Origin of the sequence: Oribacterium sp. FC2011 (assembly GCF_000701645.1) — a bacterium.
Lineage (GTDB): Bacteria > Bacillota > Clostridia > Lachnospirales > Lachnospiraceae > Oribacterium.
The window spans coordinates 85,951-100,796 of the sequence record NZ_JNJM01000001.1 but is presented as its reverse complement, the minus strand read 5'-3'; the positions used below and the strand labels follow the sequence as shown (position 1 = coordinate 100,796).

General features: G+C 39.9%; 14 protein-coding genes. All 14 read left to right on the top strand.

Annotated features, from left to right (window positions below):
• Positions 1-28: 28 nt before the first annotated feature.
• A complete protein-coding gene (locus tag T357_RS0100410) occupies positions 29-2,143 on the top strand; it encodes a protein kinase domain-containing protein (protein WP_031547507.1) in 2,115 nt (704 codons plus the stop codon).
• Positions 2,144-2,307: 164 nt separating this feature from the next.
• A complete protein-coding gene (locus T357_RS0100400) occupies positions 2,308-2,931 on the top strand; it encodes a hypothetical protein (RefSeq protein WP_031547505.1) in 624 nt (207 codons plus the stop codon).
• An 81-nt stretch (positions 2,932-3,012) separates the two neighbouring features.
• On the top strand, positions 3,013-8,052 hold the full coding sequence (essC, locus tag T357_RS0100395) for a type VII secretion protein EssC (RefSeq protein ID WP_031547503.1): 5,040 nt from the start codon (positions 3,013-3,015) through the stop codon (positions 8,050-8,052).
• Between the two features lie 94 nt (positions 8,053-8,146).
• Positions 8,147-8,866: a LytR/AlgR family response regulator transcription factor gene (locus tag T357_RS0100390; RefSeq protein ID WP_031547502.1), complete on the top strand. Its 720-nt coding sequence runs from the start codon at positions 8,147-8,149 to the stop codon at positions 8,864-8,866.
• Between the two features lie 104 nt (positions 8,867-8,970).
• Positions 8,971-9,732: a hypothetical protein gene (locus tag T357_RS0100385; RefSeq protein WP_031547499.1), complete on the top strand. Its 762-nt coding sequence runs from the start codon at positions 8,971-8,973 to the stop codon at positions 9,730-9,732.
• A gap of 57 nt (positions 9,733-9,789) precedes the next feature.
• A complete protein-coding gene (locus tag T357_RS0100380) occupies positions 9,790-10,038 on the top strand; it encodes an EsaB/YukD family protein (RefSeq protein ID WP_031547497.1) in 249 nt (82 codons plus the stop codon).
• 208 nt (positions 10,039-10,246) lie between these two features.
• Positions 10,247-10,600 (top strand): hypothetical protein, encoded by a 354-nt coding sequence (locus T357_RS0100375; protein WP_031547495.1) that lies wholly within the window; start codon positions 10,247-10,249, stop codon positions 10,598-10,600.
• Positions 10,601-10,616: 16 nt separating this feature from the next.
• Positions 10,617-10,916: a WXG100 family type VII secretion target gene (locus tag T357_RS0100370; RefSeq protein WP_031547493.1), complete on the top strand. Its 300-nt coding sequence runs from the start codon at positions 10,617-10,619 to the stop codon at positions 10,914-10,916.
• A gap of 18 nt (positions 10,917-10,934) precedes the next feature.
• Positions 10,935-11,261, top strand: coding sequence for a hypothetical protein (locus T357_RS0100365; RefSeq protein ID WP_031547491.1), 327 nt, complete (start codon positions 10,935-10,937; stop codon positions 11,259-11,261).
• 13 nt (positions 11,262-11,274) lie between these two features.
• On the top strand, positions 11,275-11,583 hold the full coding sequence (locus T357_RS0100360; RefSeq protein ID WP_031547488.1) for a WXG100 family type VII secretion target: 309 nt from the start codon (positions 11,275-11,277) through the stop codon (positions 11,581-11,583).
• A gap of 46 nt (positions 11,584-11,629) precedes the next feature.
• Positions 11,630-11,929: a WXG100 family type VII secretion target gene (locus tag T357_RS0100355; RefSeq protein WP_031547486.1), complete on the top strand. Its 300-nt coding sequence runs from the start codon at positions 11,630-11,632 to the stop codon at positions 11,927-11,929.
• A 154-nt stretch (positions 11,930-12,083) separates the two neighbouring features.
• Positions 12,084-12,398 (top strand): WXG100 family type VII secretion target, encoded by a 315-nt coding sequence (locus T357_RS18825; RefSeq protein WP_044915706.1) that lies wholly within the window; start codon positions 12,084-12,086, stop codon positions 12,396-12,398.
• 122 nt (positions 12,399-12,520) lie between these two features.
• The gene (locus T357_RS19720) at positions 12,521-14,059 is read left to right on the top strand and encodes an FHA domain-containing protein (protein WP_049962165.1); all 1,539 of its coding nucleotides are present in this window, start codon (positions 12,521-12,523) and stop codon (positions 14,057-14,059) included.
• A gap of 10 nt (positions 14,060-14,069) precedes the next feature.
• A complete protein-coding gene (locus tag T357_RS0100340) occupies positions 14,070-14,834 on the top strand; it encodes a PP2C family protein-serine/threonine phosphatase (protein WP_031547482.1) in 765 nt (254 codons plus the stop codon).
• Positions 14,835-14,846 lie beyond the last annotated feature (12 nt).

The window sequence follows — 14,846 nt, the reverse complement described above, 5'->3', positions numbered from 1 at the left end:
CAGAACGTGTTTTTAAGGGAAGAGTAGAATGATTAGACAAGGTGAAATTCTGAACAATACATATCAGATATTGGATGAGCTTGGCTCCGGAGGCGGTGGTATCATTTACCGCGCAAGACATCTCAGACTCAATATCGATGTTGTGGTTAAGCAGGTAAAGGATGAGGCCAAAGGTGTACAAAGCGTAATATCCGAGGCTGATGTTTTAAAAAGACTTCATCATACCTACCTGCCGAGAGTCTACGATTTTCTGGAAATTGATGGTGAAATCTATACCGTAATGGACTTTATTGCAGGTATGGATTTACGTAAAGCTGTTCAGACAAACGGTTATTATCCTCAGGATTTAGTGCTTAACTGGGCAAGGCAGCTGGCGGAAGCTTTAAGCTATTTGCATAGTTCTGAGCCGCCTATCATCCATGGAGATATAAAGCCTGCCAATATCATGCTGCAGCCCGATGGAAGCATTTGCCTTATAGACTTCAATGTTTCGCTGGTATTTGATGAAAATAAAAGAAAACTTACCAGCATAAGTGAAGGCTTTTCTCCGCCCGAGCAGTACAGAAACAAGATGATGTATGACAAGATGACGGGCAACACCCAGTCACGGGTCAATGCAGGAAATCTGACACAAAATGTCTTCACGGACAACAGCGGGCGTTCCTATACGGATGTATCCACTATAGATGAGGAAACTTCTCAGATTCTTGAGCGAACAGTCGGACGGGGTATCGATGAGCGTTCTGATATATACAGTCTGGGAGCCACACTTTATTATGTATTAACAGGTGTTAAGCCAAGTTCCCACTATTGGGAAAACCCGCCTATAACTCAGTATGATATAAAGTTAAGTGAGGGATTCTCTCATATCATCCTGAAAATGATGGCCCTGGATCCGGATGAACGTTATCAAAACGGTATGGAGCTGAAGGCCGCTTTTGATAATATTTACGAACTGGATTCGGTATACAGAAGCTACCGTCACCGTAACAGCGTACGTACTTTTCTTACAACTCTGCTGTTTTTGGGCGGTGTAGGTTTGTGTGTTGCGGGCGGTATCACCATGAAACGTGAGACCGATATAGATTATGTGGACGAGCTGCTTGTTGCGGATCAGGAGATTTCCGAAGGTAATTATGATGATGCGGAAATAATCATAAAAGAGGCAATGAGAAAGAGACCTAAACGTGTAGAAGCGTATGTGTCGGAGACAAAGCGACTTTATATGACTGAGGATTATGATGGAGTTATAGATTATGGAATGGCTGCCATCAACGGTCCCCGGTTTGATGTAAAAACAGAGGAGGATCAGAAGTCTTCAGGGGATATCGTTTTTCTCATGGGAAATGCTTACTATGAAATGGAAGAGTATTCCGATGCTGTCAGCTGTTTTAAGTCAGCAATAGAGCGTAATAAGGATAATGGTGATTATTTCAGAGACTATGCAGCAGCATTGGCAAAAGAAGGTAATCTGGAAGATGCCCTCAAGTGCCTTGAATCGGCAAAGAAAATGGGACTTGGGAAAGACTCCATTTACATGATCGAAGCGGAGGTTTCCTATATAAAAGGGGACTACAGTAAAGCCGCAGAAGACTTCACTAAAGCTATGGAATACACTAAGGACCCCATCATCAGGAGAAGGTCTGTATCATTTTTAAGTGACTGCTATAACCGGCTTGATGATTATACGTCTCAGATTCAATTTTTAGAGAAATATATAACTCAGCCGGATGCTTCAAAATCAAGTGTTTTATATCTTGCTACTGCATATTTCAATGCGAAACAGTTTGATAAGGCTGCCGAAATGTTTAAAAAATCCATAGACTCAGGTGATATTCAGTTTGAAACCAGGATAAATCTTTCAACCTGTTATAATGAAATGGGTCAGCTGGATATGGCCGAAAACATCCTTTTGGAAACTGCTAAAGACTATCCTGAAAGATATGAGACATATCGTAACCTTGCTTTTTTAGAAGGTCAGAAACAGATGAAGCTGCCAAATGAACAGCGTAACTACTACACTATGAATGATTATTACGAGAAAGCCAAAATACTTTATCAGGAATCCGGAGCACAAGATAATGATATGAGTGTGCTCGAAAAAGATATTCAGAGGGCAAAAGATGGTAAGTGGATTAACTAGCATTTAAAAGACGATTACGGAAAGAAGGATGGATATGACTGTAGGAAATATAATGTTTTTTGCCGGATTAGCCATGATAACTATTTCTATTATCATTGCGCTGGTTTCATTGGTTACGTCAGGCATAAGAAAAAGAAAACTGGAAGAGTATTTAAATAAGAATTATGGACAGGATAATTGAATTTCTAAAGGTATACGGATTAAGAGTCCTTATAGGATTTGTTATTGTCTTTTTGATACGCTTGATCTCAGGATATTTCAAGAAGAGAAAAGCAAAGAAAGAGGAAGAAAGATATGCGATTCGTGCTGTTCGTGAGAAGGCATTGGACCAGGCAATCATAAATCCGAGAACAGACATTTCCGAAATAAAAAATAAGGGGAATTACACTCAGAGACCGTATTCCGTATCTTACAATACCGGTGATTCCATGCAGCAGGAAAACAGCAGTAGGGAATATGCAAAATCCGGTAAAAAGCAAATGCTCCAGTTGACTGAGCAAAGTGATTTCGTAAACAGAAAATATATGTACCCGAGAGAGCAGGGCATCATAATCGGAACTCAATTCGGAAAGATAGCTATCCTGTCTTCTCTGGGAGGAGACGGGGAAGTTCCTTACTGTGAAATATTCTTTTATAAGGGCTCGAATTATATAAGAACTTCGGGTCTAAAGGAAGTCGTACTTGAAAGACATAAAAAGAAATATGCAATCGATCAAAAGGGAATGGAAATTCATGATGAGGATATGATTCTCATTAATTCCACCAGTTATATTATTTCATTTGTATAGGTTCAAATAAAACCATGATCGATTTAGTTAGGTTCTCAATAGTTTGAAGTTTAATGATCGTATAGAGATTGAGAGGCAGGTATGAGTGTAGTTTTATCAGTATACAGTATGGCGGCATATAAGGAGTATGTACTCCCGGCAGTCCGCGATCAGGATCATGTTATAGTTATTGACAGCAGACTGTTTAAACTGGCTGAAGATCTGGAGATACATCTGGAGGAAACAGATGGAAAATGGTATTTTCAGACTTCGGATAAATACAGGATTCAGTATGGAACAGAGGTTAAAACTGATTCCAGAACAGTTATACTCCCTGATGCCAACTACAAAATCCTGGCATCCAACGGAAGCAAGTTAAGTATCATTACTTCTGTTAAAGAGACTTCCTTCCAAAGCTACACAAAAGTTGTGCTTAACGGTATTCAGGATATAAGTATCGGTAGTGATGAAAACAATCTGATCCAATATTCCTACAAATTCCAGGGTAATGAATATATATCACACAGAATGGCCATCATCCATCTTTTACGGAGCGGTGCCGTTCTTGAAGATGTGGGAAGAAACGGTATATTCCTGAATGATGTCCATGTAAATGGCAAAGCTAATTTGAAATTTGGCGATCACATCCACATCTGGGGCCTGGATATGATCTTTCTCGGAAATATTCTGGCAGTCCGTCCGGATGCAAACATTAAGATAAGGAATCTTATGGAATGGGGCGGATACACGGATGATCAGACGGATATAGTAGAAAATCATGAAGTTCATAAATACGTATATCACCGTGCCCCCAGAAATATCGAAAAGATCAATACTGAACCTGTTGAGATAGAGGCACCGCCAAATCCAAAAGAGATAGCGGAGATGCCTTTATTCATGATGATAGGACCGGCTCTAACCATGGCAGTGCCTATGGCTCTTAGTTCCGGAATCGCCATCATAGGAAGCAGAGCTTCGGGAGCTACCGGAAGCATGTTTATGTATACCGGTATTATAACCGCCGTTTGTTCTGCTCTTATCGGTGCAACCTGGTCCATCGTAAATATGCGTATGAATAAAAAACGCATTCAGAGTGAGGAAAATCACAGATTTGAGGCATACAGTGAATACCTTATCAAGTGTGCAGATGAGGTAAAACAAAAATATGAGAACAATGCCGTAGCATTACTCAAGATGTATCCCGGTCCAAAGCAATGCATCTCACCGGAAATGCAGGTGCAGAACCATATGTGGAACAGAAATGCTACACACAGGGATGTGCTTTCTTACAGACTGGGTCTCGGCGATATTCCGTTCCAGGTTGACATCAGTATTCCAAAAGAGAAATTCACTCTTGTAAATGATTCATTATCTGACAGACCAAAGCTGATAAAAGAAAGCTATAGTATGCTTAAGAGCGTACCTGTGCTCGCAGATCTGTTTGAAAACAATATAGTTGGTATCATAGGTGGCGAGAGAAAAGCAGGTGCTTATGATGTTGTGTACAATCTCACTGCTCAGATTGCATCTCAGAACTGCTACACAGATGTTAAGCTTGCATATATCTATCAGGAGGATCAGGGAGAAAGCAATAACGCATGGGAATTTGCCAAGTGGCTTCCTCATGCATGGTCACCCGATAAAAAGGTAAGATATGTAGCTGCTTCTGCCGGAGAGGCAAGTGACGTTTTCTATGAGATAGCAAAGGTTCTCAGAGAACGAAGCGAAGAGATGAGTGGCTTAAGCAGAAAGCATGAAGGCGTGTACAAGCCGCACTTTATCATGTTCGTGGAAGACCCTTCTATTCTGGAAGGAGAATTAATTGCCAAATATATCAACGATCGTGAGAATCCTATGGGTATCACGGTGGTACTCATGTCTGAGAACTATGAGAGCCTGCCCAATACCTGTGAAAGTATAATTCAAAATGATGCGGAGTTTCATGGCTTATATAATGTAAGAACCGGAGAAAAGGTTGCAATAAACTTTGACCATATTGAAAAAGAGGAATTGGAAGCATTTGCCAAGAGGATAAGTAATCTGGAGGTTACTGAGACAGAACAGGGCGGAGACATTCCAAATGCCATCACTTTCTTTGACATGTACAATGCTAAAAAGCTTGAAGACTTTAATGTCGGGGAAAGATGGAAGAAGAACCGTGTATTTAAGTCTATGAAGGCACTGGTAGGACAGATGGCCGGCGGAACTCCATGCTATCTTGATGTACATGAGAAGTATCATGGACCGCACGGACTTGTTGCAGGTACTACAGGTTCAGGTAAATCCGAAACTCTTCAGACTTACATGCTTTCACTTGCATTAAACTTCAGCCCGGATGATATAGGCTTCTTTATCATCGACTATAAGGGCGGAGGAATGGCTAACCTTTTTAATGGTATGCCGCATGTGCTTGGTACTATTTCCAATCTCTCCGGAAACCAGGTATTCAGAGCCATGGTATCTATAAAGAGTGAAAACAGACGAAGACAGCGTGTTTTCAACGAAAACGGTGTTAACAACATCAACTCATACACCCAGCTTTACAAGAATGGTGAAGCGGATGAGCCGATTCCTCATCTGTTCATCATAATCGATGAGTTTGCCGAGCTGAAAAGAGATCAGCCTGATTTTATGAGAGAGCTTATCTCTGTTGCCCAGGTTGGTAGATCTCTGGGCGTACATCTGATCCTTGCTACCCAGAAACCGGCAGGAACGGTAGATGACAACATCTGGTCCAACTCTAAATTCAGACTCTGTCTCAGAGTTCAGGATCGTCAGGACTCCATGGATATGCTCCACAAGCCTGATGCTGCATTCCTTACACAGGCCGGAAGATGTTATCTCCAGGTTGGTAATGATGAGCTTTATGAACTGTTCCAGTCAGGATGGTCAGGAGCTTCCTATGATGAAGAGGAAGGAAACCAGAAGCAGATCATAGCTACCATGCTTACAACTACAGGTAAAGCTGCACTTGTAGGAAGCCACCAGAAGAAGGTTCAGAAGGAACAGCAGAAGCTTAAATGGTTCAAGGAACTTGAAGCAGTTATGACTGAAGCGGTTGGCCGTGTAATGGATGAAGACGCAATCCTTAGCGAAAATGATCTGACACAGGAGGATGAAAACAATATCATCGAGACAATGTATGAATGTTTCGAGAAGCATAATATCGAATATCCAAAGAATGATTACAATACCAGGGCTCTCCGGAGCTTCAGAAGTTTATATCTGAAACTTAGAAACACTATGGATAATTTTGCTGCTGCGGATCCTGAGGAACGCGCAGAAACCATGATAAGTTTCGGTCAGTCGGATAACCTCAAGCTTCCTGAGCGTAAAGACCGCACACAGCTTGATGCGATTGTTGAATATCTTGGAAAGGTTGCCGTTGCCGAGAAGTACAGACCTGTTCGTAAGTTGTGGCTTCCGGTTCTTCCCAAGATGCTGGGACTTACAGAACTTGCCGGATTTACCGATTCTGTTTTCAATGGAGCAGAATGGCCGAAGTATGATGAGAATTTTGAGCTTAAGACCATGATAGGACTTGTGGATGATCCTGAAAATCAGATACAATTCCCTATAGAAGTTGATTTCACACAGTATGGAAACATTGGCATAATCGGTATAGCCATGAGTGGAAAGAGTATCCTTATGCAGACTATCCTGTTTGGTTTGTGTGAGAAGTTCTCTCCTCAGTATTTCAATTTCTACGGTCTGAATTTCTCGGGTGCCTCCATGAACGCGCTGGAGAAGGATGTACATTGCGGCGGAATAATAAGAGAAAATGACCTCGATAATATAGGTAAGTTCTTCCGTATGGTTCGTAAGATGATCGATAAGCGTAAAGCGCTGTTTGAAGGTGGAAATTATGTTGAGTTCATCAAGAAAAACGGTGTAAGGGAACCTGCTGTTGTCATTGCAATTGACAATATTGCTGCATTCCGTGAAAAAACAGAGAATAAATATGATGATGAATTGCTTCAGCTTACAAGAGAGGCTGGCTCTTATGGTATTTATTTCCTCATCACAGGAGCAGGTTTCAATTCCACAGAGATTCCTAACCGTATGCGTGACAATATCCATTATGTTGTTTCGCTTGAGATGTCGGATAAATTTGCATATGCCGATGTTCTCAATACCATGGCTATCAATGTTATTCCGGAACCGGGAATCCATGGCCGTGGCTTGATACTGATCGACGGAAGGACATTGGAATTCCAGGCTGCTGTTTCGGCTGTGGCTGATAATGATTATGACCGTAATGATAAGGTAGCAGAGTTGTGTGCTGCTATGTCAGGCTGCTGGAATGGTGAAAAGGTTCGTCATATTCCTATCATTCCTAGGGAACCTTCATGGGATGAATTTGTTGAACGTGAGGAAGTACTTGAACTTCTGGCTGATGATCGCCATATGCCGTTTGCATATGATATGGATACGGCAGACATATTCTCAATTGATCTTTCGAGAGTATATACATATACGATCCAGGGCAAGTCAAGAACAGGAAAGACCAATGTGCTTAAGATTTTGATGCAGTCTGCTGCAATGAGAAAGGCAAAGATTGTTGTCATAGAGAATGAAGGCCAGACTCTTCAGAAGTTAGCTAAGAAGCTTGAAGCTGATTATATCGATAACTTTAAGGACTTCTATGACTTTATGGTTAATGACTTTATCCCTGTATTTAAGTCCAGAAATGCTCTGAAGAAATCTTTCATCGACCAGGGTATGGAGGAAGAGGAAATCTATCAGAATATGCATCAGGAGCAGGAGTATTGTGTATTCATTGCTGATATCTGCGACTTCACAAAGATGCTGTACAGCGAAGAAAACAAGAGTACGAATCTGCATGGAGGACTGGCTAATCTTCTTGATAAGGGATTCCTGCACAATATCTACTTCTTTACATGTCTCGATCAGGATAGAAGACAGGAAGTTATTGCGAAGGATGTATTTGAAAAGTTCATAAAGTTCAGAACCGGATGCCATTTAGGCGGTAATGTTCTTCAGCAGCGTACATTTGAATTTGCAGGTATGCCTATGAGTGAGCAGAGTCTCGTAACAAAACCGGGAATCGGTCTGACTCCGGGTGACGGCGTTGATTCATATCACAAGCTGGTGATCCCTTATATAAAAACTAAAAAGTAAAAATGGAAACAGTTCAGCCACTAACCTAGGCCCTATGGGCTGCCGGCTGAACTGTTACCAGGAACGATTTATGATGTAATAATCGGAGATTTAGATGGTAAAAGTAGTATCCCTGTTTGAAAATGAGAATGAAAAACAGAATATAGAAAATGCGATACACCATTTTGCAGCAGTTTCATCTGATGAAAAGTGGGAGCTGCATAGTTTTTTCAATGTTCCGGAACTGGAGGATTTTTTGAGCAGGGATCCTGTTGTGGATCTGGCAGGGTGGCATATCCTGTCAGAAGAAAAGTTTGAGGCATTGGCAGGTTTCAGGTCAGGTCATAAATCAAGCTTCATCCTTCTGATCACTGATTCACGAATTTCCCCCATGAAGTATCTGCGCCCGTCTATCTCGCCCAATGCATTGCTTCTTACTCCTTATAATGAGGATCAGCTGCATACCGTGGTCGGAGAACTGATTGACGCGTATATGGGAGAATTCTATAAGGATTCCATGGAGGAGTCATTTCTGATAGAGACGAGAGAAGGATCCCAGCGTGTTCCCTATTCTCAGATTTATTACATCGAAGCCAGAGACAAAAAGATATATATAAGGACACAATCCGAGGAATTTGGCTTTTATGATACTATCGATGAAATGATGAATAAGCTGCCTGAATACTTTATCAGGTGTCATCGCAGCTTTATCGTGAATATGAAAAAGGCTGTCAGATTTATATCTGCAGATAATATAATTGAAATGCCGGGAAAATTTGCTGTGCCTGTTTCCAGGAGTTACAAAAAAACTGTAAAAGAGTTTAATCTGGTTTAGGGCTTATAAGATTTCTGCATATTTTGAATGTCAGGCCATTGGTGTGAAAAAACTTTTCATCGCTATTTGTACCGTTGAGCGATAGCGGAATAATGGAGATTTATATGGACTTAATTGAACAGAGTTATATTTTTACAGACAGAGAACTCTTGATCCTGCTGGCGACTTCGGGAATTGAATGTATTTATGGCTTTGAGCTGCCCAAAGAGGGTGATGTTACAAGAGAAGAGATGATACATTCGCTGCACAGTCTTATCTCAAAAAAATTTCTAATTTCCGGAAACATCCCGGGTAAGCCCTATGATTTGGGAGAACAGATCTATCCGCTTTTTTCAATAATTAAAAATGCAGAGTGTACCATTGAAGCTGTATCACCGGATGATGAACGTCAGATGATTTTCTATAAAGCCGGAGAAAGCTTTACAATGATTGAAAGAGAAGCGAAGTTTAATGATAGAGAGGAAGACCGTTTTCGCTTACGACCGGTAACTGCCCCGGAATTTAAAGACCTGTTATCGGATATGCCGTCTTCCTTTGGCGCAGAGAACCTCCTTAAAGAGGAAGAAGCTCAGAAATACCTTAAGATATCACCGGAAGTATATGAAACCGGACAGAATCTGCTAAATGGAAGAGTGCCTATAAGTGAACCGGCACATGATTTCCTGAGTGACACCTATCCGTATCATGAAGAGTTCAAGGGTTATATTGAATTGAAACACGATAACAAGGCCAGATGCCTTCGGTTCGTGATAATGGAGCAGGGAGTATACAAATATATCATCTTTGATGATGATGTGAATGCTGAGATAAATATTTACACTGAAGAAAAACAGAGTCAATTGATCAGTCAGTTGCTGAATATGTAAAGATTGATACATTTATAATTAATATTCAATGCCTGACATGGCAGAGAGGTAATAAAGATGATCATTGTAGACATAGAAGTACCGTCGGTTGGAAGAAAATATAATTTCAGTCTGGATGAGCAGATGTCCATACACACTTTGATACAGGAGATAAATGAAGTCATCTGTCAGAAGGAAAACTGCTATCTGGATAATAAAAAATCCGAATTGTGCCTTTGTGATGTGGATAAGGGCAGATTAATGAATGAAAATCTGTCTTTAAGCCAATATAATATAAGAAACGGAAGCCATTTGCTTCTGGTATAGATGAAATGATGCCGGGACGATTCATGGTAAATGAATTTAACTATATTATATAGGTAAAATGATTCCCGGGACGATTCAGAGTACCTGAATTTAGCTGTTTTGATAATGTTTAGTGCAGTTCATCATGAAAACTGGTATTTTATCAGCTTTTTGGATATTTCTGACACGGATAAGATATTATTTAGATACAAGTTAAGGAGAAAAAAATATGTTTCGTGTAATCCAAAGATCCTTTATGGATCATGATGAAAAAATGAATTTCGTCTCGAAAGAGCTGATACATCTTAGTGATGAAGTTGAGCGTATTTCAAATAAGTTGAGAAGAATTTCCTCAGAGTATGAAAACGAAAGCTATATGCTTGCAAGAAAAGCAGATGGTTTACTTGAGAAAGCTGAAACGGTCAACAGGATGAAACGCACCTGTCAGTTGATACTGGAAAACTACAGTCATACGGAAAATGCCATAATCGATTATGCAGAGGAAGCAGGAAGTCACAAGAATCAGATACAGAGAATGAGAGCACAGACTGTTTCATGGGCAAATAAGTTTTTTGATATATAAATAGTGAGGTTTGATTATGAATGTAAAAGAGATTGAAATCAGTACGGACAGACTAAAGGCAGATGTTGAAACATTAAACGGTAATATCACACAGCTGGAAACACAAATGAGAAATATGTTCAACTCCATGCGTGATCTTGATCGCACATGGGAAGGACCGGCACACAGTCAGTTTGATGCTCAGTTTTCGCAGGATCTGGAATCCTTCGAAGAAATGATAGGAACGCTGAATGAGTTGAATAATGCGTTGAAACATGCTGCGGATGAGTATGATAAGTGTGAAAGTAAGGTCTATAGTCTCGTTATGAGTATTTAGGTATAAGGAGTTGTGGCAATGGCAATCAATGGTAATGTAGAATTTAAAGTAAAAACCGAAGAACTGGTTGCAAAGTCTTCAGAAGTAACCGGTTATATTAATAAGACAAAAGAATTGTTCGAAAACGTACTGGAGTTGGTTGAACATTCCAATTATTACTGGGTGGGTCTCGCGGGAGATCATCACAGAAAATTATTTACGGAAGAAAAGCCAAACATAGAAAAGATATTGCAGCGACTTTCAGAGCATCCACAGGATCTTTTACAGATGGCAGGGGTTTATGATACAGCAGAAAAAACTACTGCTGCAGCAAATCAGGCTATTTCAAGCGACCTGATAAGTTAGGAGGGAGATACAGATGGCAAGTAAACACAAAATCAAAATGGATTTCAGAGAGGCAAGAAAGCAGGCAGATGAACTTGATGAAATAGCCGATAATCTGCATAATGTTGCAGAGAGAGATCTGGAACAGGCCATGACAACATTGAGCTCCGGATGGAAGGGTGAAAGCGCCAGTGCGTATCTGGTTAAAGTTAATAAAGTAAAGGAAAAAACAAACAGAGAGGTGCAGGATCTGCACAGTATTGCTTCAGATATACGAAGGACAGCAAGAATCATATACGAAGCTGAAATGGAAGCATGGCGTATCGCACATGAACGCGATTAATGGTTTATAATTTAATTAATATATAATTCCAAGGAGGAACAAAAAAATGTCAATGTTCAGAGTAAACACAAGTACACTTAAGAGTCAGGCAGAACAGTTATCAAATTTAAATGAGACTTTCAAGACTCAGGTGAACAATCTTAGTGATAAGGAGAATGCCCTTTCAAACATGTGGGAAGGTGAAGCAAGAAATGCTTTCCATAATGCTTTCCAGCAGGATAAGGATCAGTTTGATGTATTTTATCAGGGAATAAAGAACTTTATCACTACACTTGAAAATGATGCCAATGAGTATGACAAGGCAGAGGCACAGAATCTCAGTACGGCACAGACAAGAAAAGCTTAATATTAAAAACTGAATAAAAGAAAAAATATTTTTAAAAATAATCGGATCTTCATAAAGGTGCCGGATAGTATTTACAGAAAAGAATAGACGATACCGGTAGGATCTGAATCAGAATCAAATCGAAATAAATAAAATATTTAACGGAGGAATTAAAATGGAAGGACAGTTAAAAGTAACACCGGAGGAGCTTCAGAACGCATCATCAGAGTTTGCTGGAATAGATAGTACAGTACAAAACACAACATCGGAAATGATGACACTGGTAAGAAATCTTACATCAGCATGGGAAGGTGAGTCATCACAGGCATACATCAACAAGTTTAATGAACTAGAGGATGATATGCAGAAGATACATGCAAAGATTCAGGAGCACTCTCAGGATCTTGCTGATATGGCAACAGTATATACCAATGCTGAAAAGACAACAACCGCAGCAAATCAGGCAGTTTCGTCCAATCTCATAAATTAAAAATAAAATTAATGGTATATCAGGGGTTGCAGGTCATGATATGGGCTGCAGCCCTTTAAGGGATTTTAAGATTGATACCATATTAAAGGAAATTGATCATAGTTACGGGGAAAGAATCAGTTATGAAAAAGTTGCAGGTTTTTCTTATTACGTTTTTTATGCTTTTGTTATGCGTGACAGAAGCATTTGCTGCGGAAAATGGAACTATTCTGGCCAAAGAAACAGACGGGCAGAATCTGGTTTTATACGTTCAGAGTACAGGTGATATCGAAAGCGTGGAAGCTCAGGTGGGAACTGTCAAGGCATCATCGGTTGATGTTAAGCTCTCAAAAAACGGAGAGGTTCCTATCGATACATTGATTTTGATTGATAATTCGCTTTCAATTTCAAAAAAATATCGACCGCAGATTATAGAACTTGCAACCAATATAGCAGCAAATCACATTTCCAACGAGACAATAACAGTTGCGACTTTTTCTAACAACATTAATTACCTCGTTGAAAAAAGTAATGATTATACTGCAGTAAAGAGTGCTATCGATGGGATTGAATTCCAGAATCAGGATACATATCTTACAGATTGTCTGTATAATATTTTTTCAAGTTTGTCTGCTAATCCGGATGGGATATTCCACAGAATAATTGTTGTATCTGATGGCGCAAGTGAAGAAGATTTAGGATATACAATGCAGGAGGTTAAAGACCTCATCAATAAAACCCAGTATCCTATTTATGCTTTCGGATGCAGTGGAAAAAACAATAAAAATGAACTGGAAAATATGTTTTCACTTTCCAGACAGACCAATGGAAAGATCTGGAAAATGGATGATATCCAGTCTGTTATGGACCCGGTTAAGGAAATAAGTTTGGATAATGATATCGCCCGGATTTCACTTACTCTGCCTGATGATGTTATGGATGGTTCGGAAAAAGGTGTCCTTCTTTCCATGAATATAGGTGGTCAGGCCATCACATCCGAAACTCGCATGAATATGCCATTTTCAGAAGGAAAACAGGTTGTGGAAGAAACCACAGTCCGGGAGACTGAAAAAGAAACCCGGGAAACGATAGAAGAAACCGAAGCTGAAGATGAAGGTCAGATGGATATAATGAAGTATATCCCTTACATTGGCGCTGCTTTCTTTGCGGTATTGCTGATCGTTGCCGGCATTGTCTTTTTTGTTGCAAGCAGTAAGAAAAAAGCAGAAAGAGACAAGGTGGTGCCGACTCCTGAAGGTGCCGGATCATTCGGAAGCGGACTTGCACCCTCATACTCAACAGAAGATGAAAAAACAGTTATGGTGGATGATTCTTACGGGTTACAGGGAGACCGCACTGCGATGTTTTTATCGGAATCTCCGGTAAAAACTCTGGTGCTTGAGGACATTTCAAATCCGGTAAGACATTATGAAGTTCCGCTTACAGGTAAAGTAGTAATCGGAAGAAGCCAGAAAGGCGATTGTCAGCTGGTGATAGATGAAAAGTCAGTATCACACAGACATTGTGAGATTTATGACATGAACGGTGAGTTATATATCAGCGATCTTGGCTCACGTAATGGAACAAATGTTAATGGGGCCAGAATAGTCGGCCAGGTTAAACTAAGCCTGCCAAGTTCATTGAAACTTGGAAATAATGTATTTAAAATAGAAGTGCGTTAAATAAAAGTCTATGAAATATATATTTCAGGGATTATCCGATCAGGGAAACAGTCCTGTGAATATGAATCAGGACCGTATATGTATACTATCTCAGCCGGACTGTTATTTATTCGTTGTTTGTGACGGTATGGGAGGAAGTGATCATGGTGAAAGAGCCAGTGAAACACTAGTAAACCATATAACGGAATGGTGGGATAATAACATTAACAGAATATGCGATAATTTATCATTTAATGATATAATTGACGGTATAAGGCATTGCATCACCGAAACAAGTAATTATATATGGGAAACAACCAGAGAAAATGAATTCTGTGGTTCTACCATTGTTGCTTTACTGGTCAGGAATGACAATTACGGAATCATCTGGGCAGGAGACAGTCGGATTTATGAAATTCATAAACGCTTATTTGGCCTTGATATCAAACAACTGACGGTTGATGACGTATGGGAAAATAAAGCAGAAAATATTTCCCATAAAACTGAATCGGAGATCAGAAGTGACAAGAACTATGGGCATTTAACCAATGCTATAGGAATAAGACAAAGTGTTGCTTTAAATATCAGAACCGGAACAGTTACCGCCGGTACTGTATTTGCTCTTATGAGTGATGGAATATATAAATATATAAACAGAAATGACTTTAATAAATGTATGCAGACTGCAACACACGGAGATATAAATAACAGTATTCGTCTTATTAAAGAGATTGTTGATAGAAATGGCGCACCGGATAATTATTCAATTATCCTTGTAGCTGAATCTAAGCAATAAATAAATATTTTT